The sequence below is a fragment of the Streptomyces sp. NBC_01012 genome, from assembly GCF_045162755.1.
Taxonomy (GTDB): Bacteria; Actinomycetota; Actinomycetes; order Streptomycetales; family Streptomycetaceae; genus Streptomyces.
Window position 1 is genome coordinate 3,459,538 of the sequence record NZ_CP108688.1, and the last position, 20,684, is coordinate 3,480,221.

The window sequence follows — 20,684 nt, forward strand, 5'->3', positions numbered from 1 at the left end:
AGACTGCCGCGCGTGGCCAAGGTGACGCGGGACGATGTGGCGAGACTGGCGGGGACCTCGACAGCGGTCGTCAGCTACGTCATCAACAACGGACCCAGGCCGGTTGCCCCGGCCACGCGCGAGCGGGTGCTCGCCGCGATCAAGGAGCTGGGCTACCGGCCCGACCGGGTGGCCCAGGCCATGGCATCGCGGCGCACCGACCTCATAGGAATGATCGTGCCGGACGCCCGGCAGCCCTTCTTCGCCGAGATGGCACACGCGGTCGAACAGGCGGCGGCGGAGCGCGGGAAGATGGTGCTCGTCGGCAATTCGGACTACCGCGACGAGCGCGAGGTCCACTATCTGCGGGCCTTCCTCGGCATGCGGGTCTCCGGGCTGATCCTCGTCAGCCAGGGCCCCAGCGAGCGCGCGGCGGCCGAGATCGAGGCCTGGGACGCCCGTGTGGTCCTGCTGCACGAACGCCCCGAGGCGATCGACGACGTCTCGGTCGTCACCGACGACATCGGCGGCGCCCAGCTCGCCACCCGCCACCTCCTGGAGCACGGCAACGCCTATGTGGCGTGCCTCGGCGGCATCGAGTCGACCCCGGTCGTCGGTGACCCGGTCGCCGACCACATCGAGGGCTGGCGCCGTGCGATGCAGGAGGCCGGGCTGCCGACGGACGGCCGGCTCTTCCACGCCCCGTACAACCGCTACGACGCCTACCAGGTGTCCCTGAAGCTGCTCTCGGGACCCGACAGGCCCCCGGCGATCTTCTGCTCCACGGACGACCAGGCCATCGGTGTGCTGCGGGCGGCGCGCGAGCTGCGGATCGATGTGCCGGGTGAGCTCGCGGTCGCGGGCTTCGACGACGTCAAGGAGGCCGGGCTGACCGACCCTCCGCTCACGACGGTCTTCTCGGACCGTCCGGCGATGGCCAGGGCGGCCGTGGATCTGGTCCTGGACGACTCGCTGCGGGTCTCGGGGTCACGGCGCGAGCGGCTGAAGCAGTTCCCGTCCGCGCTGGTGGTACGCCGCTCGTGCGGCTGTGGCGAACCGCCCGTCACCGCGCGCTAGTTGGGTGCTCCTCCGGGGGGCCGGGACCGTGCCGGTACGCTTTCGCCCACGACGACACCGGCCCCGACCCTTGAGTGGTGCATGAATTCTGCCGGCGCGCTGAGACCGCGCGTCCGGGTCGCCCGGCGGTCGGCCTTTATATCGGGCATACAAGCTTCTGCCGGGCTTCTCAGGACGTACTCAGGCTGCTCTCATGTTCACTGGCCACTCTCGTAGACATGACCGACAGCCACCGCCCGAGCGGCGAGTACCCGATGTCCCCCTCGCACGACAACGGTTCGCACGAGTACGAGAACGCGCCGCACGGCGACAGCTCGTACGACAACGCTTCGTACGGCCGCGGTTCGTACGGCAACGCTTCGTACGGGAGCGGCTCGCACGGCAGCGGTTCGTACGGCGGGGGTTCGTACGGCGGGGGTGACGCCTCCTACCCGCCGCCCCCGGCCTTCGAGCCCGAGCGCCCGGCCTCCGATGTGCCCACCGCCGCGTACGCCTGGCCCGCGCCGGCCCCCGAGCCCGCCCCCGCCGCTCCGGCCTCCGAGCGCCGGATCAAGCGGCCGTTCGCCCTGCTGGCGGCCGTGGCCATCGCCGCCGCCGCGATCGGCGGCGGCACGGCCACGCTCATCGGCCAGCTCTCCGACGACGGCTCCAGCGGATCGGGCACCGGCGTCGTCAGTGGCACCACCGTCTCGCAGAGCAGCGCCGGCACCGTCGCCGGTGTGGCGGCGGCCGTGTCACCGGCCATCGTCGAGATCAGCGCGACGTCATCGGCGGGCGATGCCACCGGCTCCGGTGTCGTCACCACGGCGGACGGCGAGATCGTCACCAACAACCACGTCATCTCCGGCGCGTCCGCCATCAAGGTGACCCTCAGCACCGGCAAGACGTACACCGCCGATGTCGTCGGCACGGACGCCGACAAGGACCTGGCGCTCATCAAGCTCCAGAACGCGAGCGGTCTGAAGACGGCCACGCTCGGCGACTCCTCCTCGGTGAAGGTCGGCGACGAGGTCGTGGCGATCGGTTCGCCCGAGGGCCTCACCGGCACGGTCACCAGCGGCATCGTCTCGGCACTCGACCGCGACGTCACGGTCGCCAAGGAGGACGGGCAGAGCCAGCAGCAACAGCAACAGGGCGGCGAGAACTGGCCGTTCGAGTTCGGCGGCCGGCAGTTCAACGGCGACACCGGCTCGTCCCAGACCACGTACAAGGCCATCCAGACCGACGCCTCGCTCAACCCCGGCAACTCCGGCGGCGCCCTGATCAACATGAACGGCGAGATCATCGGCATCAACTCCGCCATGTACTCCCCCAGTTCGGAGAGCACCTCGGGCAGTTCGACCAGCGCGGGAAGCGTGGGCCTCGGCTTCGCCATCCCGGTCGACACCGTCAAGGCCGACCTGGACTCCCTGCGAGCCGGCGACGGCTCCTGACCGCACCTGACCCCATCTGACCAGGAGAGCACCATGAACCCCGACACCACCGAAGTGGCGGCCGGCCCGTCCGCGCTGGCCCTCCCGCTCGCCCTGGTCGCCGAGCTCGCCGGCCGGAGCGCCGACGAGGCGGGCACCACCGAGGCGGGCACCCGCCCGTCGGAGGTCCGCACCACCGGCACGGGCACCGGCACCGGCCGCAAGCGCCGTGCCGCGCGACGTCGCAGGGCGGCCGTGCGAGGCTGAGAGCCCCGCACACCGCGCGCACCGCCCGAAGGAAGAGGACGAAGACCCGATGAGCCCCGCCGAAGACGATCCGCAGCGCGTCCTGATCGTCGACGACGAGCCCGCCGTGCGCGAGGCCCTGCAGCGCAGCCTGGCCTTCGAGGGGTACGGCACCGAGGTGGCCGTGGACGGCTACGACGCCCTCGCCAAGGCCGAGTCGTACGCCCCTGACCTGATCGTCCTGGACATCCAGATGCCCCGCATGGACGGCCTCACCGCCGCCCGGCGCATCCGGTCCACCGGGTCGACCACGCCCATCCTGATGCTCACCGCCCGCGACACCGTCGGCGACCGGGTCACCGGTCTCGACGCCGGAGCCGACGACTACCTCGTCAAGCCCTTCGAGCTGGACGAGCTCTTCGCCCGTATCCGCGCCCTGCTGCGCCGAAGCTCGTACGCGGTCGCGGCGGGCGCCGACCTTCCGGACGACGACGTGCTGTCCTTCGCGGACCTCCGCATGGATCTGAACACCCGCGAGGTCACCCGGGGGACGCGCCGGGTGGAGCTGACCCGCACCGAGTTCACCCTCCTGGAGATGTTCCTGGCCCACCCACGGCAGGTGCTGACCCGGGAGCAGATCCTCAAGGCGGTCTGGGGCTTCGACTTCGAACCCAGCTCCAACTCCCTGGACGTGTACGTGATGTACCTGCGCCGCAAGACGGAGGCGGGCGGCGAGCCCCGCCTCGTCCACACGGTCCGTGGCGTCGGCTACGCCCTGCGCTCGGGCGGCGGTGACGGGTGACCGGTCTGCGCCGCCGGCTGCGCGCCCTGCCGCTGCGCTCACGGCTTGCCCTGCTGGTCACCACGGCGGTCGCTGTGGCGGTCGCCGCGGCGGCAGCGGCCTGCTGGTTCGTGACGCAGCAGCAGCTGGAGCACCAGCTGGACAAGACGCTGCGCGCCTCCAAGGTGGACCAGCAGTACCTCCTGGAGCTGTACACGTACTGCAAGAGCGACACCTCCCAGGAACCCCGGCCCTTCACCGGCGTGACCGTGCAGCTCATCGACGCCCAGGGGACGGTCTGCATCGCTCCCGAGGCGGTGTCGCAGAAGCTGCCGGTGAGCCAGGAGGACTTGGACGTCGCCAAGCGGCAGCGGGCCTACACCCTGCACTCGGAGACCGCCGACAACGGCGTGGACATGCGGGTCTACACCTCCCCGCTGGACGTCCGGGGCCCGGGTCCCGCGTCCGGGAGCCTCGCGGTCTCCATCGCCCGCCCCATGAGCGAGGTCACCGCCCCGCTCTCCACCCTGGCCTGGGTGCTGGTCCTCGTCGCGGGTATCGGTGTCGTCGGCGCGGGCGCGGCGGGTCTGTGGATCGCCCGTACGGGACTGCGCCCGGTCGACGACCTGGCGCACGCCGTCGAGCGCGTGGCCGAGACCGAGGACCTGACCATCCGTATCCCGGCCGAAGGCGAGGACGAGATCGCCCGTCTCTCCCGCTCCTTCAACTCCATGACCAGCTCCCTTGCCATCTCGCGCGACCGTCAGTCCCAGCTGATCGCGGACGCCGGGCACGAGCTGCGTACGCCGCTCACCTCGCTGCGCACGAACATCGAGCTGCTCTCCCGCAGCGACGACACGGGCCGCGCCATCCCGCCCGACGACCGCAAGGCCCTGATGACCTCGGTCAAGGCCCAGATGACGGAGCTGGCCGCGCTCATCGGCGACCTCCAGGAGCTGTCCCGCCCCGACGCGGCCCAGCCGGGCCCCCTCCAGGTCGTGGCGCTGCACGACATCGCCCGTAACGCCCTCCAGCGCGCCAGGCTGCGCGGCCCCGAGCTGACCATCACCGACGAGCTGGCCCCCTGGTACGTACGCGCCGAGCCTGCCGCGCTGGAGCGGGCGGTGGTCAACGTCCTGGACAACGCGGTGAAGTTCAGCCCCGCGCGCGGATCGATCCAGGTCACCCTGCACCGCGGTGAGCTGACCGTACGGGACCACGGCCCCGGCATCCCGACCGAGGAGCTCCCGCACGTCTTCGACCGCTTCTGGCGCTCCCCATCGGCCCGCCAGCTCCCCGGCTCCGGCCTCGGCCTGTCCATCGTGGCCCGTACGGTCCAGCAGGCGGGCGGCGAGATCTCCCTGCGCCCGGCGGACGAGGGCCGCGGCACGGTGGCATCGATCCGGCTGCCGGGGGCACCCCAGCCGCCGCCGTCGGGGTGACCGGGGTTCAGAGGCGTCGACGGAACTCCGCAGCAAACTGAGGGGCCCCGCCGGCGTCGAGGCGGTCCAGCAGCCCGTGTAGGTCGCGTGGCTCGCGGCGGTAGTTCGCGACCTGCGCACGCAGAACCGAGGTCATCTCAGCCGGGGCGAGATCGAGCAGGTCGAGCAGAAAGTCGTCCGGGCACCGCACCTCGATCTCGTGCGGATCCGATGACTCGGGTGGGAAGTCCTTCACGTTCAGCGTGACCACGGACTGCGCCTGCCCGCGCACGGCGGCAGCCAGAACGTGTCGGTCCTTGGGGTCGTTGACCATCTGGGTCACGAGCGCCCCGTACCCGGACACCAGGCTGTCGGGAAACGTAGCGGCCATGGCGTCCACAAGCCTCTTGGCCTTGAGCTCTCCGATCCGCTCGGCGACGTTCCTCGTCAGCTCGTCCAGGATGTCGGGCGACCAGAGCGGCTCATAGAGTTCTGCCTCGGCAAGGCGGAGCAGTGTGTCCCTGAGGTAATTCGGAAAGAGAACACAGGTATCCAGGACGGCGCGCTGCACGTCGCTCCAGTCGGGTTCGGCGGGATCGTGGCGATCAGCTGTCGTACAGGCCCGCGTCCTCGGTCAGTTCGACGAGCTGGTCCAGCCCCTTACGACGCCACGAACGCCTCTTCTCCTTGTAGGCGAGCACATCCGCCAGCAGAACCCGGCGGTGCCTGCCGGGACGTGAAAAGGGAACGTCTCCCTCGTCCAAGATCTTGACGAAGGTCGGACGGCTGACTCCGAGCAGGTCAGCTGCCTCCTGCGTGGTGAGCGTGGTATTCACAGGGGCGACAGTCACCGCCTTGCCGTCCGACAGGGCTCGGACCACCGCCATCAAGGCTTCGTAGACCTCCGGGGGCAGGGCGCGTGTACTGCCGTCTGGCCCACGCAGCAGAGCGGGCTCGACCGCTTGCGGCGTCCGGTCCAGGAATGCGCAGAGCTCCGCAATCTCCGCGCGGTGCTCGGGCATGAGCGTGCGGTCCTCAGCAGTACTGCGCATGGCGGCCCTCCTCAAGCTCTGAGCGTCCATCCAGGATCACATAATTCGAAAGAAACGCAAGCGGGTGGCGGGTGGGCGGCGAGATCTCCCTGCGCCCGGCGGACGAGGGCCGCGGCACGGTGGCCTCGATCCGGCTGCCGGGCGCACCGACGCCCCCGCCATCGGGGGTGTGACGCCCGCGTCAGGCCAGGTCGTCCAACTCGCCCTCCTTCGCACCGCCGACGGCGGACTCCGCGCGGCCCTGGCCTACTACCGGGACGCCGCCGAATCGGCGCGGAAGAACCACGAGGCACTCGAACGGCGGCACCTGACCGTGCCCGTCCTCGGGATCTCCAGCAGCCACGGCTCCATCCCCGACGAACAGCCCGAGGCCGTCGCCGCCCTGGCCGGCTTCATCACCGAGTCCGGCTGACACCTGCCGCCGGCGCGCCCGGTTCAGCCCCGGCGGCCGTCCGCCGCCGCACCCGAGGCCCGGAACGTGCGCCGGTACGCCGACGGGGCGACCCCCGCCTCCGCCGCCAGGTGCCGCCGCAGCGAGGTGGCGGTGGCGAAACCGACCTCATGGGCGACCCGTTCCACCGGCAGGTCGCTGGACTCCAGCAGCTGCCGCGCCCGCCTCAGCCGCTGCTGGGTCAGCCAGCGGCCGGGGCTCAGACCCGTCTCCTCCTGGAAGCGCCGGGCGAAGGTGCGGGGGCTCATCGCCGCGTGCGTGGCCAGCTCGTCGAGGCGCAGCGGCAGTTCAAGCCGCCCCAGCGCCCAGTCGCGGGTGGGCCCGGTGCCCGTACCGTCGGCCGGCGGCAGCGGCCGCTCGATGTACTGGGCCTGCCCGCCGTCCCGGTAGGGCGGCACGACACAGCAGCGGGCCACGTGGTTGGCCACCTCGCTGCCGTGGTCCTGGCGCACCAGATGCAGGCAGACATCGACACCGCTCGCCGCCCCCGCCGAGGTCAGCACGTCGCCGTGGTCGACGAACAGCACATCGGGGTCGACCTCCACCCGGGGGAAGAGCTCGCGGAATTGGTCGGTGAGCGCCCAGTGGGTGGTGGCCCTGCGCCCGTCCAGAAGCCCCGCGGCGGCCAGCAGGAAGGCGCCGGTGCAGATGGACACCAGCCGGGTGCCGGGGCGGACCCGGGACAGGGCGGCGAGGGCCCGCGGGTCGGGAACCGCGGCCGCCGCGACGGCGTACGGCGGGATGACCACGGTGTCCGCGTCGGCCAGCACCTCGGGGCCGTACGCGGGGGTGACGGTCAGGTCCGAGTCGGTACGCACGGACCGCCCGTCCACGCTCGCGGACAGCACCTCGTACCGACCCCCGGCGGAGCCCAGGACCCGGTGCGGGATGCCGAGTTCGAAGGGGTAGACACCGTCGAGGGCCAGGACGACGACCTTGTGGGCGCAGGGAACGTCGGGAACGCGGCGGGTGGCAGGATCAGGATCGCAGGGCATGGCAGAAATATATCGGAAGCTGACTTTCTTGCCATCGCCCCGGGCCCGGTACTGCGCCAGGATCGAGACATGACTTCGACGGACACCCCTGAGAACCCCGACGGCGCCCCCGTCATGCTCGCCCTGCACCAGACGGCCCTCGGCGGCCCCGAGGTCCTGCGGCTGACCGAGCTCCCGCGGCCCGTGCCCGGCCCCGGACAGATCCTCGTCGCCGTGCACGCGGCCGGGCTCAACCCCACGGATTTCAAGCACCGCGCCATGACGCTGTTCCTGCCGCCCCCGCCGCTGACCCTCGGCTGGGACGTCTCCGGCACCGTGGTGGAGACCGGCTACGGCGTCACCCTCTTCCGGCCGGGTGACGAGGTGTTCGGCATGCTGCCCTACCCGTACGGAGCCGGCTCCCACGCCGAGTACGTGACCGGCCCCACCCGCGCCTTCGCCGCCAAGCCCGCCGGGATCGACCACGTACAGGCGGCCGCCCTCCCGCTGGCCGCGCTCACCGCCTGGCAGGCCCTCGTCGAGACCGCGGACCTCCGCGCCGGACAGCGGGTGCTGATCCACGCCGCGGCGGGCGGTGTCGGCCATCTCGCCGTACAGATCGCCAAGGAGCGCGGCGCGCACGTCACGGGGACCGCGAGCGCCCCCAAGCACGACTTCCTGCGGGAGCTCGGCGCCGACGCCTGCGTCGACCACCGCTCCGAGGACTTCACCGACACCGAGGAGCGCTACGACGTCGTCCTCGACGCCCTCGGCGGAGAGACCGCCACCCGTTCCGTGGGCGTGCTCCGCCCCGGCGGTGTCCTCGTCTCCCTGGTGCCGGCCGGCGATGACACCCGGGCCGCGGCGGAGAAGGCGCAGGTACGCGCCGTCACCATGCTCGTGGAGCACGACCGGGCCGGCATGGATGCCATCGCCGGGCTCGTCGAGCGGGGCAAGCTCCGCGCCCATGTCTCCGGCACCTTCCCGCTCGCCGAGGGCGCACGGGCCCACGCCCAGGGGGAGACGGGCCGCACCACGGGCAAGCTGGTCCTCACCGTCCGCTGAGGCGGGACGTGACCACCCTGGGCCCGGGGCTGTCAGGCCTCGGGTTCATGGGTGATCAGGTCCCCCGGCTGGCACTTGAGGACATCGCAGATCCTCGACAGGGTCGAGAAGCGGACGGCCTTGGCCCGCCCGTTCTTGAGCACCGACAGGTTGACGACGGTGATACCCACGCGTGCGGAGAGTTCGGTGAGCGTCATGTCCTGCTCGGCGAGGATCCGGTCGAGATGGATCCGGATTCCGTGCTGTTCCTCATCGGGCATCAGATGGTCCCTTCGAGGTCCTCTCGCATGCGCACGCCGTCACCCATGAACTTACCTATGATCACGGCCGCGAGACCCGGAATGACGAGCACGAGCGGCCCGTCGAGTGTCGGCCCCGAGCCGATGTTCGGCGACATGCTGTCGACGAGCCAGGACGTCGACCAGCCGGCCACGAGTCCGGCCAGCGGCGTGCCCAGGGCGACGGACCAGCCCAGCACGGTGAGCCGGTTCGCCACCGCGCGGGTGAACGGCCCCTCCCGCATCACGGCCTTCAGGACCCGGGAGAAGAGCAGCAGCGCGACGGAACCGAACAGCAGCCACGGCAGTTGGCTCCCGAGGTCGGCGGCGCGCTGTCCCCCGGAGGGGTCGTCCTGGCAGAGACGCGTGACACTGCTGGACTCCTGCACGCCGTTGCCGGTCGACAGCTTGTCGGCCAGTGAGGCGTTGGCCCAGAAGTCGGTCTGTACGCAGACCGCCCCGTCGTCGAGCAGGTGCGAGACACCCGTGCCGACGAAGGCGAGCCCGAGGAGCACCGCCAGCACATAGGTCGCCGACGCCAGGATCCTGGTGATTCGTGTGTGCATCGCAACCTCGTCCCATCGATTTTCGATATGGCCGAGACTAGGGGACCATATCGATATTCGACAAGCCCCCGGCTGCGGGCGAGCTTCCCGTCAGCCGGCGGACGGGGTCAGGACCGTGCGCTCGAAGGGCCCGCCGTGCACGGCGGCGTACGCGACCGCGTCGTTGACGGCGTCCAGGGGGAAGCAGCGGATCCGCTCGGGCGCGAGGTCCGGCGCGCCCGCGGCGAGAAGCCGGATGATGCCCGTGTTCGCGGTGCGCGGGTACATCCACTGCCCCCGCACGGTCACCGAGTTGCGCATGATCCACGGATACGGGAGTGCCAGGTCGTCGCCGGACAGCATGCCGACGCCCCCCATGAGGACGACGCGGCCGTACTCGCGCACCGTCATCGCCGCCGTGCGCGCCACCGAACTGGGGGCGCTCGGCGGCAGCATGTCGATCGGGCCGTCGGCGGCGACTTCGGCGTCACGACGGTGCCGTCCCGGATGTCGGCGGTACTGCCGCCCGGCGTAAGCCTCCTGCACGTCGACGGCGCGCCCCCGGAGATCCGCAGAATCCTGGTGGCGCGTCTCCCGGGCCGCCCCACCCCCGCGTTCACGGCCGTCACCCGGGCGATCGGCTCGGCGGCCCTGGAGCCGTGACGGACACCGTAGATTTTCGGCCACCCCGGCGTCGGCCCCCAGGACCCTGAACGGGTCCTGGGGGCCGATGTCGCACAGGGTGTCGCTTCAGACGGTCCGGCTCACGCTGCGCTGGAGGCGACGGGGAACTTCGTGACGCTGGCGACGGTGTCGTCGCTGTCCCCGGCCGCGAAGTCGACCTGGTTCTGGAGCGTCAGGAACTCGCCGCTCGGCGGGAACTTGTTGAGCGAGCCGGTGAGTTCGGCCGGGTTCTTCGTGTGGAGCACCAGCGGCGCCGCGGCCTGACCGTTCTGCGCGGCGGTGGGGGTCTGGACGCTGACCGTGGCGGTGGCCGAGAGCTCCAGCTTGGCCGGGAACGGGTCCAGGACGCTGTTGAAGGACGCGGTGCCGACGCCCGTGCTCTCCATCACGATCTGGCCCAGCTCGGAGTCCTCGGCGGTGACGCTGAGGGTGCCGGTCACCTGGGTCTTCAGGTTGCCCGCGGTGGGCGCGTCGATGGTGAGGGACGCCTCGCCCTTGAGGTCCAGGGTGTGCTCGGTGCCCTTGAAGTTCAGTACCGCGCCCTTGATCTCCACCGGGATCTCGGCCTGGAGCGGGGCGGCCGCGCGGGCGGCCGGAGCGGTGGCTGTGCCGGCGGCGGGGGCCACGGCGATGGCGGCGGGGGCGACGCTCAGGATGACGGCGCCGGCCGCGGCCGCGATCGCGGTTGAGGTGAACCGGATGTTCACGTGAATCCTTCTCCTTGGAACAGGGGATGGGAACAGGGACGGTGGCCGGTGGCACCGAAGCGTCCGTCCCGCCGGGGATCAGCTGGTCGCACGGTTCAGCGATGTCCACACGGTCGTTCCCCCCATTACCGTTTTGGTGCCCCGCAACGGGGCGCCCGGCCTCCGGAGTTGGCATGACTGTCTCCCCCTGTCGATCGCATGTCTTGGGGGGTGGTGTCACCGGCTCCGGAGGCATCGACAGACCGCTGATTAGGGGCATGACCACCGGCTTCTTCGCAGGTCGGGAGGCTCTTCGTAATGTGGATGTGGCGATCGGTGCCGTGGGACGGCCGGGTGGGGACGATCGGAGGACGAACGTGATCGACACCAGCGAGATCGGTGCCTTCCTCGGCCTGGATGTCGGCAAGGGCGAACACCACGCCACCGCCGTCACGCCTGCGGGGAAGAAGGCCTTCGACAAACGGCTGCCCAACAGCGAGCCCAGGCTCCGTGAGGTCTTCGGCAAGCTGCAGGCCAGACACGGAACCGTGCTGGTGGTAGTCGATCAGCCGGCCTCGATCGGGGCTCTGCCACTGGCGGTGGCCCGGGACATGGGCTGCCCGGTCGCCTATCTGCCCGGGCTGACGATGCGACGGATCGCAGACCTCTATCCCGGCGAGGCCAAGACCGACGCCCGCGACGCCTTCGTCATCGCGGACGCAGCCCGCGTCATGCCGCACACACTTCGCTCGGTCGATCTCGAGGACGAGACCATCGCCGAGCTGGAGATGATCGTGGGGTTCGACGACGACCTGGCCGGCGAGGCGACCCGGATCAGCAACCGGCTTCGCGGCCTGATGACACAGATCCACCCGCATCTGGAACGAGTCCTCGGTCCGCGGATCCAGCACCCGGCCGTTCTGATGCTGCTGGAACGGTTCGGGTCCCCGGCCCAGATCCACAAGGCCGGACGCCGACGGCTGATCACGTTGATACGTCCGAAGGCGCCGAGGATGGCCGAGCGGCTGGTCGAAGAGATCTTCACCGCGCTGGACGAACAGACCGTCGTGGTCCCGGGCACGGACGCGGCCGCGCTGATCGTCCCGAGCCTGGCCGGCTCCCTCACCGCCGTCCTTGACCAGCGCAAACTCTTGGCGGCGCGGATTGAGGAAGTGTTGGAGAACCACCCTCTTTCCAAGGTCCTGACGTCCATGCCGGGGATCGGCGTCAGGACCGGAGCCCGGATCCTCATCGACGTCGGCGATGGCAGTTCGTTCCCCTCCGCCGCCCACCTCGCCGCCTACGCCGGCCTCGCTCCAGCAACCCGAAGTTCGGGCTCCTCGATCCGCGGCGAGCAACCATCCCGGCGAGGAAACAAGCAGCTCAAGCGGGCCTTCTTCCTCTCCGCGTTCGCCGCCCTGGCCGACCCGGCCTCCCGCACCTACTACGACAAGAAGATCAGCCAGGGCAAGCACCACACCCAAGCCCTCCTCTGCCTCGCGAGACGACGAGCCGACGTGCTCTTCGCGATGCTCCGCGACGGCACCTTCTACGACCCTCAACCCGCCCCATCAGCTTGACCAAACCCATAGGGGCACCCCCATGTATGCGTTCAGGGTCCCGGGATCTCACACCTGGCGCCGCGGCCCCTCCCAGTGGCCCACGACGGCCACCCGATCGGCAGACGCGGCGCCCGCGGCGGCCCCGCGCCCCGCACCGGCCGGCCCCGTGCCGTACGCCGCCCACCGTGTCGTACGCCGCCCGGGTGGTCCCGCTTCGGTACGATTCCGCGGCAGGTCCGGGCGAAGCGCGAGGTCAAGGGAGCGGCCTGTGTCCGAACAGTGGCCGACGGGACCGACCGGGGCCCGCCTGGTGTGGGTCCGCAGCTGCCTGGCGCTGCTCGCCGTCGGCGAGGGCCTCCCGGCCGCGTGGGCGCTGCTGTGGCCGCGCCACTTCTATGACACCTACCCGCTTCCCGGACACCCCTGGGTGGCCGGATTCCCGCCCTACAACGAGCACCTGACGCGCGACTTCGGCGCCGCCGTACTGGCCCTGACCGTGGTACTCGGCTGGGCGGCGTGCACCGCGCGACGCGGGCTCGTGCGGGCCGCCGCCGTCTCCGCGCTCACCTTCTGCGTCCCCCATCTGATCTTCCACAGCGCCCACTTGGGTCACCCCTTCGGGCTGGAGGAGGCCTTCCAGCTGGTGTCGCTGTCGGTGCCCGTGGCCGCCGCGGTGGTCGCGCTCCTCGCGGCGGGCGGGACGACGGCGCTGACCGCCACCCCGCCCGGACACGGGCCCGTACGGTCTCCCGCTCAGGAGGAGACCCCGGGATGAGCGCCGCTCAGCCGCCCGGGTTGTGCCGGATCAGCGACTCGACCAGACCGGCCCTGGTCGCCGGGTAGTCCAGCGGGACGATGCCGAGCCCGGTCAGGTCCGAACCGTCCGCCCCGTCGAGGAACGTGTGCACCTGCGGGTTGAGCCGGTCCGCGTTCGAGCGCGGGGGCAGCAGGGCCGCGGTGCTCACGTAGTTCATGTACAGCTTGCCCGGCTGGTCCGCCGCCTTGCGGAACTGCGCCTCGATCTTGGGGTACTTGGCGAACGGCTCGGCCATGTAGTCGTCCTGGATGTCGAAGACCTCCGGGTCGGCGTACCGGACACCGGGCAGGCCGCCGTTGTCCGCGAGCACCACGACCTTGCCGCGTGCGCCGCCGAGGTCGGGGAGGCCGGAGTCGAGGTGGAGGAGGGAGCGCCAGCCCTTGGGGTCGAGGTAGAGGTCGAAGATCCGCCGGAACTCGGCGTCGCTCTCCTCCGAGTACTCCTGCTTGACCCTCATCAGCACGGTCTCGGACGGCTGCCGTTCCAGGAAGTCCCGGCAGGCTCCCAGCACATCGTCGAAGTTCAGGTTCTGGTAGTACGCCCCGTGGTGGATGGCGTACGCGTCGTCGCTGATCCTGCAACGTATGTCGAGGAAGCGGATTCCGCTGTCCAACTGCTCGGCGATGGTGGTGTTCTGGCACTCCGTCCAGGGTCCTCCGAACCGCGCTCCGGAGTCGTGCGTGCCCGGGATCGTGAGGCTCCGCAACGGGGTGGTGTCGGGGACGGCGCCCATCCAGTCCTGGACCCCGTAGGTCCTGCGGGTGTCGGCGACGGCGGGCGCGAGACCGGCCAGCGCGGTCGCGGAGAGCGCCAAGGCTCCGGTCAGAAAGCCTCTGCGGGTGCTCAGGCGTGCGGACATACGAGGGTGCCTCCATCGGGCCGTGGGGGGTCGGGCCCCCGCATTGTGGCGCGATCACGGCACAGCTGGAAGAGGGCGACGAGCCGTCCGGCCCGCCGCCCTCACTCCGCTGTGTGGCCCTCTCCTGCCTACTGCACGACCGTGATCCGGTCCGCGGCCGGCGGGGCCAGCGGAGCGTCGGCGGTGGAGTGCGCCGCCAGGTAGTCGTTGAAGAGGTCGAGGTCGGAAGGTCCGACCAGCTTGTTCGCGCCTTCACCGAGGGCCGCGAATCCGTCGCCGCCACCGCCGAGGAACTCGTTCATCGCGACGCGGTACGTCTTCGCCGGGTCGATCGCCTCGTCGTTCAGCCGAATCGTGTCCGTGACCACCCGGTCGGCGCCCGACTTCGTCATGTCCAGCGTGTAGGTGAGGCCGTCCGAGACCTGGAGGATCTTCGGGGACGCCTCGTTGGAGCCGCTGACCTGCTGCTGGAGCGCGGTGACGAGCTGCTCGCCGGTCAGGTCGACGACGTTCATCATGTTGGTGAACGGCTGGACCGTGAAGGCCTCGCCGTACGTCACCACTCCGTCGCCCTCACTGCCGGAGGCCGCGTAGGCGAGGTCGGCCCGGATGCCGCCCGGGTTCATGAACGCGACGTCGGCGCCGCCCTTGTCCTCAGGGGCCAGACCCTCCAGCTGGGCGTCGGCGATCAGGTCGCCCAGCGGCTGCTCGGGGGAGGTGGAGCCGCGGCCGTTGATGTCGGCGGAGATGTAGCCCTGCGGCTTGCTCGCGATGGGAGCGGCGAGCGTGTTCCAGCGGGCGATCAGGGCCGTCATGTCCTCGGCCTTGGGCTGGTCCCGGCTGACGATGTGGTTCGCCGACTCCACCGACGTACGCACGATGTCCTGGGTGCGACGGTCGTAGGTGAGGGTCGTGTCGGTGTAGAGCTTGCCGAACGACGAGGCCGAGGTGACCATGCGCGGCTTGCCCGACGGGTCCGGCACCGTGCACACGTACGCCTGGTGGGTGTGGCCCGTGACCAGGGCGTCGACCTTCGGCGTGATGCCCTTGGCGATGTCGACGATCGGCCCGGAGATGCCGTCACCTGCACCCGGGCTGTCGCAGTCGTAGTTGTACGACTGCGAGGCCGGCTCCCCGCCCTCGTGGATCAGCGCGACGATGGACTTGACGCCCTGGCGGTCCAGCTCCTTGGCGTACTTGTTGACCGTCTCGATCTCGTCGTGGAACTTCAGCCCCTTGACGCCGTTGGCCGTGACGATGTCCGGCGTGCCCTCCAGGGTCACCCCGATGAAGCCGATCTTGACGCCGTTCTTCTTCCAGACCGTGTACGGCTTGAGGATCGGCTTGTCGGTCTTCTCGTCCGTCACATTGGCCGCGAGGTACGGGAAGTCCGCTCCCTTGAACTCCTTGCCCTCCTCGTAGCAGCCGTCGTCCGGGTGACAGCCGCCGTTCTGCAGCCGGGCGAGCTCGGTCGCCCCCTCGTCGAACTCGTGGTTGCCGACGGCCGTGACATCGAGGTCGAGCCCGTTGAGCGCCTCGATGGTGGGTTCGTCGTGGAAGAGCCCCGACAGCAGCGGGCTCGCACCGACCATGTCACCGCCGGCCGCCGTGACGGAGTACGGGTTGCCCTTGCGCGCGTTGCGCAGCGAGGTCGCGAGGTACTCGACGCCACCGGCCGGTACGGACGTGACGGTGCCGTCGGGCTGCGTCTCACTGACCGTCCCGGCGGAGCCGTCCGGCGGCTCCAGGTTGCCGTGCAGGTCGTTGAAGGAGAGCAACTGCACGTCCACGGTGCGGGACTGCTGGCCGTGCCCATGCCCATGCCCGTGTCCGTGCCCCCGGTCGTGCGCACCGGCCGGCATGGCCGCGACGAGCGCACCTACGGTGACCAGCCCCGCCGTGGCGGCGAGCACCCGCCGGGACACACCGTTCTTCTGTGGAATCGCTGACATCGGCCCCTCAGTCCCCTTCGAGTCTTTGGATCCTGCGAGCCGCAGCCTAGAGTCAACGCGCGTAGCGCGACAGCCATCCGGGGTTACGAACTGGTTGCCGCGGGCCCGGAATGGGACCGATCACTCCTTCGGCGTACAAATGCAAGCAGAAACGTCACCGCGCACATACGGCACGGGAGTCTGGACGCGTGAACAACGAACTCGCGGCCGAGGCCGCGGTACCGGCCCAGCACCGGTCCGAACTCCCGCCGGGCTTCTACGAGATGCTCGATGACCTCAAGTCGATCGTGCGGGGCGCGCATGTGCGCGCCCAGCTCAAGGTGAACACCGAGATGCTCCAGATGTACTGGGAGATCGGGCGGACGATCCTGGAGCGGCAGGGGGAGGAGAAGTGGGGGAGCAAGGTACTCGACCGGATCGCCACGGAGCTGCGGACCGAGTTCCCGAACCAGCGGGGCTTCAGCCGCAGCAACGTCAAGTACATGCGGCAGATGGCCCGAACCTGGCCCGGGCCAATGGGCCAACAGCCTGTTGGCCAATTGCCCTGGGGACACATCGTCACCCTCATGAGCGCCTGCAAAACCCCCTTCGAGCTGGACTTCTATGCCCAGCACGCCGTCCACCACGGATGGTCCCGCGACCGTCTCACCACCCACATCCGCAGCGAACTCCACCTGGCCCAGGGTGCTGCCGCCAACAACTTCGACGTCACCATCCCTGAGCAGTCCGAGGCCGCGAAGCAGATCTTCAAGGACCCGTACCGCCTGGACTTCACCCAGCTGTCGGACACCGCGGCGGAGCGCGACCTCGAGGACGCGCTCACGTCGAAGATCATCCAGTTCCTCACCGAGCTCGGCTTCGGCTTCGCCTTCGTCGGCCGGCAGTACCCCATCACCGTGGGAGACACCGAGTTCCGCATCGACCTGCTCTTCTACCACTTCAGGCTGCACCGCTTCGTCGTGGTCGAGCTGAAGACCACCAAGGCCCAGCCCTCGCACCTCGGGCAGCTCAGCTTCTATGTCACCGCCGTCGACCGCCTGGTCCGTGACCCGGAGCGGGATGACCAGACGCTCGGCATCCTGATCGCGGAGAGCAAGGACGAGACCACCGTCGAATTCGCCCTCCAGTCGCAGAACCAGCCCCTGGCGGTCAGTACGTACGCGGCCCTCCCCTCGCGCGTACGGGAGCTGATGCCCAGCTCGGACGATCTCTCGCGCATCGCTCATGAGGTCCTGCACGGCGGGGCCGGGGCGGACTCCGGCTGACGGCGCTGCCGCCTCCCTGCCCCGCCCCGTACGCTCGTGGTCATGACGACTGACGCACCCCTCCCCTCCCCCGGGCGCGAGATCGAGACTCTCGACGCGCTCACCTCCGAGCAGGCCGACGCCGTCCTCGCCCTCCTCGGTGAGGCCGCCGGGACCGACGGCCGGGAGGCCGTTTCCGAGCAGGGGCGGCTGCAGTTGAGGGGCGGGCACCGTGAGGGCGTCCGGCATTTCCTGCTCATCGCCGATGGTGAGCTGGCCGGCTACGCGCAGCTGGAGGACACCGACCCCGTCGAGGCCCCCGCCGCCGAGCTGGTCGTGGCGCCCGCGCACCGGGGCCGTGGGCACGGCCGGGCCCTGGGTGCCGCGCTACTCGCCGCGACCGGGAAGCGGCTACGGGTCTGGGCGCACGGCGGCAAGTCGGCCGCCCGGCATCTCGCGCAGGTGCTCGGGCTCTCCCTCTTCCGCGAGCTGCGCCAGCTCCGCCGTCCGCTGGACTCCCTCGACGTCGCCGAGCCGGTGCTGCCGCCCGGCGTCACCGTGCGCGCCTTCGTCCCGGGGCAGGACGACGCGGCCTGGCTCGCCGTGAACAGCGCCGCGTTCGCCCACCACCCCGAGCAGGGCTCCCTCACCCAGCGCGACCTGGACGACCGCAAGGCCGAGCCCTGGTTCGACCCGAAGGGCTTCTTCCTGGCCGAGCGCGACGGCGCGATCATCGGCTTCCACTGGACGAAGGTGCACGCCGATGACCAGCTCGGCGAGGTCTACGTCGTCGGTGTGCTCCCCGGCGCGCAGGGCGGCGGCCTCGGCAAGGCGCTCACCGCGATCGGGCTGCGGTATCTGGCCTCCCGGGGGCTGCCCACGGCGATGCTCTACGTCGATGCCGACAACCCGGCAGCCCTGTCGGTGTACGAGCGGATGGGCTTCGCCACCCACGAGGTCGACCTGATGTACCGCACGGAGTCCTGAGCAGGCCGGACACGGTGAGGGGCGGCGTCACTTGACGTCGCCCCTTCTTTGCACCACCCTTTCACTACTCAATTAGTGAAAGGGTGGTGCACATGGCAGAGTCCGCAGCGGTCGAGTTCCGCATCGACCGGCGCAGCGGCGTCGCCACCTATCTCCAGATCGTCCAGCAGACCAAGCAGGCGCTGCGCCTCGGTGTGCTGGAGCCGGGCGACCGGCTGCCCACGGCCCGTGAGGTCGTGGAGGCCACGGCGATCAACCCGAACACCGTGCTCAAGGCCTACCGCGAGCTGGAGCGCGAGGGCCTGGTCGAGGCACGGCGCGGTCTTGGCACCTTCGTCCGCCGCACCCTCGGCAGTGCGGCGGTCACCACGGACGCGCCCCTGCGCGCCGAACTCACCGAGTGGGCCCGCAGAGCCCGCGCCGCCGGCCTGGACAAGGACGACGTGAGCGCGCTCTTCACCGCCGTACTGGACAACACTTTCAAGGGGGACCAGCACTGATGGCAGGAGCCGCGATCGAGGCACAAGGCCTCGGCATGACCTACGGACGAAAGCGCGGGTGGGCGCTGCGCGACTGCTCGTTCCGGCTGCCCGCCGGGCGCGTCTGCGCGCTCGTCGGACCCAACGGCGCGGGGAAGTCCACACTGCTCGGCATCGCCGCCGGCCTGCTCCGGCCCACCGAGGGCCATGTGCGCGTACTCGGCACCGACCCCGGGGAGGCGCGGCCCCGCATCGCGTACGTCTCCCAGGACAAGCCGCTGTACCCACAGCTCACCGTCGCCGACACCCTCTGGGTGGGGGCCGAGCTCAACCCCGCCACCTGGGACCGTGAGGCCGCCGACCGTGTCGCCGAGCCCCTCCCGCAGGACGCGAAGGTGCGGGCCCTCTCCGGCGGACAGCGCACCCGGCTCGCCCTCGCCCTGGCGCTGGGCAAGCGGTCCGAACTGATGTTGCTGGACGAGCCCATGGCCGACCTCGACCCTCTCGGCCGACACCAGCTGATGGGTGTCCTGATGGCCGAGGCGGCCGAGCACGGGACCACCATCGTGATGTCCTCGCACATCCTCACCGAGCTGGAAGGCGCCTGCGACTACCTCCTGTTCGTCGACGGCGGCCGGGTCAAGCTCGGCGGCGAGTGCGAAGAACTCGTCTCCGCACACGCCCTGTTGACCGGGCGGACCGGTGACCTCTCCCCGCACACCGTCATCGAGTCACGTGCGACGGGCCGTCAGCTGACCGCGCTGGTACGGAAGGAGGGCCCGGTGGACGCCGGCGTCTGGGAGATCACTGAACCCTCCCTGGAGGAGCTGCTGCTCGCCCACCTCCGCTCCCCGGACGCGCCGCCGCTCCTCACATCCAGCGCGACCGACGAACCGGCCGGAAGGGCGGTGTCCGTATGAGCACCCTGACCGAACTCCGCGGCCCCGCCCGCGTCGTCGTACGCCAGCACCGATGGACGCTGAGAGTCGCGGGTGGGCTCGCCCTCGTCGTGGCGATCGGTCTGATCGCCGTGTGCCTGCGCTCGTCCCATGTCGCCGAGGTCTTCGCGGCGAGCGACTGCCCGGTGAACGGAGGGGCGGGGAGAGCCTGCGATGTGACCACCCGCGCGTACCTGGACAGCATGTTGACGTACCGCGATATTTTTCACTACGCCGCCGCGCTCCTGACCGTCCTGCCCGTGCTTCTCAGCGCCTTCGTCGCCGGGCCACTGATAGCCCGGGAGCTGGAGAGCGGCACCTTCAGGCTGTCCTGGACCCAGTCGGTGTCACCCGCGCGCTGGCTCGCCTCCAAACTCGCCGTGCCCGCAGTGCTCCTCGTCGCCGGTGTGACCGTGCTGTCCGCGATCCTCACCTGGGCACGGACACAGACGGCCGACGACTTCTCGGTCGACTGGCTCGACCCCCAGTTCTTCGACACGACTCTCCCCCTGGTCATCGGCTACACCCTGCTCGGCATCGCCGTGGGCGCGCTCACGGGTCTGCTGCTGCGCCGCACCGTGGCCGCGATGGCGGTCGCCGTGGCCGCCACCGGCACCGTGATGGTGACCCTCAGCAACTTCCGGCGCGACCTCTGGCCCCCGCGGACCGCGAACGCCGCGGCCCCCGAGAACCTGGGTATTCCGCTCGATTCCTGGGTGCTCGACAGCGGCCGTGTCAACGCGAGCGGCAACCGGGTGTCCCCCGACGTGTGCTGGGGACAGGCGAGCGAGGCTCAGCAGGCCCGGTGCATGGCCGACCACCACATCACCGGCTGGTTCTTCGACTACCACCCCGCCTCCCACCTCTGGCCCCTCCAGCTCGTCGAGACGGGCATCGTGCTCGCCCTCACCGCCCTGGCCGTCGCCGTGGCGTTCCGCGTCCTGCGCCGACGCACCGCCTGAGGGCCCGAGTCACCCCTGTCCGGGCCTCCGGGGGGAGGCCCGGACAGGGGTTCACCGACGGTGAGCGCCGGGTACGCACCGCAGCCACACCGCTTCCTGTACGTCATGTCATCGTTACCGGCCATTCAGACGGGCTTGCGACCCTCACGGGATGCAGCCAGCTGTGCCCACCCCCCGCAACGGGAGCGGCCCCGGTCCAAGGGCCACGCCCGCTTCCTCCGCGATCTTTACGG

The 20,684-nt window shown here is 70.6% G+C and carries 22 protein-coding genes and 2 pseudogenes; 15 read left to right on the forward strand and 9 right to left on the reverse strand.

What is annotated here, in order from left to right; translation table 11 throughout:
• Nucleotides 1-12: 12 nt before the first annotated feature.
• The 5 genes from OG623_RS15525 (at nucleotide 13) to OG623_RS15545 (ending at nucleotide 4,937) form a co-directional block, all read left to right on the forward strand.
• A complete protein-coding gene (locus tag OG623_RS15525; protein ID WP_406147092.1) occupies nucleotides 13-1,056 on the forward strand; it encodes a LacI family DNA-binding transcriptional regulator in 1,044 nt (347 codons plus the stop codon).
• Between the two features lie 218 nt (nucleotides 1,057-1,274).
• The gene (locus tag OG623_RS15530; protein ID WP_406147093.1) at nucleotides 1,275-2,489 is read left to right on the forward strand and encodes a S1C family serine protease; all 1,215 of its coding nucleotides are present in this window, start codon (nucleotides 1,275-1,277) and stop codon (nucleotides 2,487-2,489) included.
• Between the two features lie 33 nt (nucleotides 2,490-2,522).
• Nucleotides 2,523-2,735 carry a hypothetical protein gene (locus tag OG623_RS15535; protein ID WP_406147094.1) on the forward strand — a complete coding sequence of 71 codons (213 nt, stop codon included), beginning with the start codon at nucleotides 2,523-2,525 and terminating at the stop codon, nucleotides 2,733-2,735.
• Nucleotides 2,736-2,784: 49 nt separating this feature from the next.
• The gene (locus OG623_RS15540; protein WP_406147096.1) at nucleotides 2,785-3,516 is read left to right on the forward strand and encodes a response regulator transcription factor; all 732 of its coding nucleotides are present in this window, start codon (nucleotides 2,785-2,787) and stop codon (nucleotides 3,514-3,516) included.
• Nucleotides 3,513-4,937: a sensor histidine kinase gene (locus OG623_RS15545; protein ID WP_406147097.1), complete on the forward strand. Its 1,425-nt coding sequence runs from the start codon at nucleotides 3,513-3,515 to the stop codon at nucleotides 4,935-4,937. Before OG623_RS15540 ends, OG623_RS15545 begins: the two co-directional genes overlap by 4 nt.
• Nucleotides 4,938-4,944: 7 nt before the next feature.
• Here OG623_RS15545 and OG623_RS15550 read toward each other — a convergent pair whose 3' ends face one another.
• Both OG623_RS15550 and OG623_RS15555 read right to left on the reverse strand, forming a co-directional pair.
• The gene (locus OG623_RS15550) at nucleotides 4,945-5,487 is read right to left on the reverse strand and encodes a putative toxin-antitoxin system toxin component, PIN family (RefSeq protein ID WP_406147098.1); all 543 of its coding nucleotides are present in this window, start codon (nucleotides 5,485-5,487) and stop codon (nucleotides 4,945-4,947) included.
• Nucleotides 5,488-5,521: 34 nt separating this feature from the next.
• Nucleotides 5,522-5,968 carry a helix-turn-helix domain-containing protein gene (locus OG623_RS15555; RefSeq protein ID WP_406147099.1) on the reverse strand — a complete coding sequence of 149 codons (447 nt, stop codon included), beginning with the start codon at nucleotides 5,966-5,968 and terminating at the stop codon, nucleotides 5,522-5,524.
• Between the two features lie 217 nt (nucleotides 5,969-6,185).
• On the opposite strand from OG623_RS15555, the pseudogene OG623_RS15560 reads away from it, so the two are divergent.
• Nucleotides 6,186-6,380: pseudogene (locus tag OG623_RS15560) on the forward strand (alpha/beta hydrolase); the annotation flags it as partial.
• A 23-nt stretch (nucleotides 6,381-6,403) separates the two neighbouring features.
• Here OG623_RS15560 and OG623_RS15565 read toward each other — a convergent pair.
• Nucleotides 6,404-7,414: a GlxA family transcriptional regulator gene (locus OG623_RS15565; protein ID WP_406147100.1), complete on the reverse strand. Its 1,011-nt coding sequence runs from the start codon at nucleotides 7,412-7,414 to the stop codon at nucleotides 6,404-6,406.
• Nucleotides 7,415-7,483: 69 nt separating this feature from the next.
• Between OG623_RS15565 and OG623_RS15570 the strand changes: the two genes are divergently transcribed.
• Complete coding sequence (locus OG623_RS15570) at nucleotides 7,484-8,458, forward strand: NADP-dependent oxidoreductase (RefSeq protein ID WP_406147102.1); 975 nt, start codon at nucleotides 7,484-7,486, stop codon at nucleotides 8,456-8,458.
• Nucleotides 8,459-8,490: 32 nt separating this feature from the next.
• Here OG623_RS15570 and OG623_RS15575 read toward each other — a convergent pair whose 3' ends face one another.
• The 3 genes and pseudogenes from OG623_RS15575 to OG623_RS15585 all read right to left on the reverse strand — a co-directional run.
• Nucleotides 8,491-8,718, reverse strand: coding sequence for a helix-turn-helix domain-containing protein (locus tag OG623_RS15575; protein WP_406147104.1), 228 nt, complete (start codon nucleotides 8,716-8,718; stop codon nucleotides 8,491-8,493).
• On the reverse strand, nucleotides 8,718-9,302 hold the full coding sequence (locus tag OG623_RS15580) for a DUF2975 domain-containing protein (protein ID WP_406147106.1): 585 nt from the start codon (nucleotides 9,300-9,302) through the stop codon (nucleotides 8,718-8,720). Before OG623_RS15580 ends, OG623_RS15575 begins: the two co-directional genes overlap by 1 nt.
• 90 nt (nucleotides 9,303-9,392) lie before the next feature.
• Nucleotides 9,393-9,758, reverse strand: a pseudogene (locus OG623_RS15585) (alcohol dehydrogenase); the annotation flags it as partial.
• 30 nt (nucleotides 9,759-9,788) lie between these two features.
• Here OG623_RS15585 and OG623_RS15590 point away from each other — a divergent pair.
• Entirely contained in the window at nucleotides 9,789-9,944 is a 156-nt protein-coding gene (locus OG623_RS15590) for a hypothetical protein (protein ID WP_406152138.1), read from the forward strand.
• A gap of 101 nt (nucleotides 9,945-10,045) precedes the next feature.
• Here OG623_RS15590 and OG623_RS15595 read toward each other — a convergent pair whose 3' ends face one another.
• Nucleotides 10,046-10,672: a hypothetical protein gene (locus tag OG623_RS15595; RefSeq protein WP_406147108.1), complete on the reverse strand. Its 627-nt coding sequence runs from the start codon at nucleotides 10,670-10,672 to the stop codon at nucleotides 10,046-10,048.
• A 356-nt stretch (nucleotides 10,673-11,028) separates the two neighbouring features.
• On the opposite strand from OG623_RS15595, the gene OG623_RS15600 reads away from it, so the two are divergent.
• Nucleotides 11,029-12,231, forward strand: coding sequence for an IS110 family transposase (locus tag OG623_RS15600; protein ID WP_406147110.1), 1,203 nt, complete (start codon nucleotides 11,029-11,031; stop codon nucleotides 12,229-12,231).
• A gap of 250 nt (nucleotides 12,232-12,481) precedes the next feature.
• A complete protein-coding gene (locus OG623_RS15605) occupies nucleotides 12,482-12,988 on the forward strand; it encodes a hypothetical protein (protein ID WP_406147111.1) in 507 nt (168 codons plus the stop codon).
• A gap of 7 nt (nucleotides 12,989-12,995) precedes the next feature.
• Here OG623_RS15605 and OG623_RS15610 read toward each other — a convergent pair whose 3' ends face one another.
• Both OG623_RS15610 and OG623_RS15615 read right to left on the reverse strand, forming a co-directional pair.
• Complete coding sequence (locus OG623_RS15610; protein ID WP_406147112.1) at nucleotides 12,996-13,889, reverse strand: phosphatidylinositol-specific phospholipase C; 894 nt, start codon at nucleotides 13,887-13,889, stop codon at nucleotides 12,996-12,998.
• Nucleotides 13,890-14,017: 128 nt separating this feature from the next.
• Entirely contained in the window at nucleotides 14,018-15,841 is a 1,824-nt protein-coding gene (locus tag OG623_RS15615; RefSeq protein ID WP_406147114.1) for a bifunctional metallophosphatase/5'-nucleotidase, read from the reverse strand.
• Between the two features lie 188 nt (nucleotides 15,842-16,029).
• Between OG623_RS15615 and OG623_RS15620 the strand changes: the two genes are divergently transcribed.
• The 5 genes from OG623_RS15620 to OG623_RS15640 all read left to right on the forward strand — a co-directional run bounded on the left by OG623_RS15620 (nucleotide 16,030) and on the right by OG623_RS15640 (nucleotide 20,451).
• Nucleotides 16,030-17,106 carry a YhcG family protein gene (locus OG623_RS15620; RefSeq protein WP_406147116.1) on the forward strand — a complete coding sequence of 359 codons (1,077 nt, stop codon included), beginning with the start codon at nucleotides 16,030-16,032 and terminating at the stop codon, nucleotides 17,104-17,106.
• 42 nt (nucleotides 17,107-17,148) lie between these two features.
• Entirely contained in the window at nucleotides 17,149-18,072 is a 924-nt protein-coding gene (gene mshD, locus OG623_RS15625) for a mycothiol synthase (protein WP_406147117.1), read from the forward strand.
• A gap of 92 nt (nucleotides 18,073-18,164) precedes the next feature.
• Nucleotides 18,165-18,572 (forward strand): GntR family transcriptional regulator, encoded by a 408-nt coding sequence (locus tag OG623_RS15630; RefSeq protein ID WP_406147118.1) that lies wholly within the window; start codon nucleotides 18,165-18,167, stop codon nucleotides 18,570-18,572.
• Nucleotides 18,572-19,471, forward strand: coding sequence for an ABC transporter ATP-binding protein (locus tag OG623_RS15635; protein WP_406147120.1), 900 nt, complete (start codon nucleotides 18,572-18,574; stop codon nucleotides 19,469-19,471). The genes OG623_RS15630 and OG623_RS15635 overlap by 1 nt, the downstream gene beginning before the upstream one ends.
• Nucleotides 19,468-20,451 carry a hypothetical protein gene (locus OG623_RS15640; RefSeq protein WP_406147121.1) on the forward strand — a complete coding sequence of 328 codons (984 nt, stop codon included), beginning with the start codon at nucleotides 19,468-19,470 and terminating at the stop codon, nucleotides 20,449-20,451. The genes OG623_RS15635 and OG623_RS15640 overlap by 4 nt, the downstream gene beginning before the upstream one ends.
• Nucleotides 20,452-20,684: the final 233 nt, after the last annotated feature.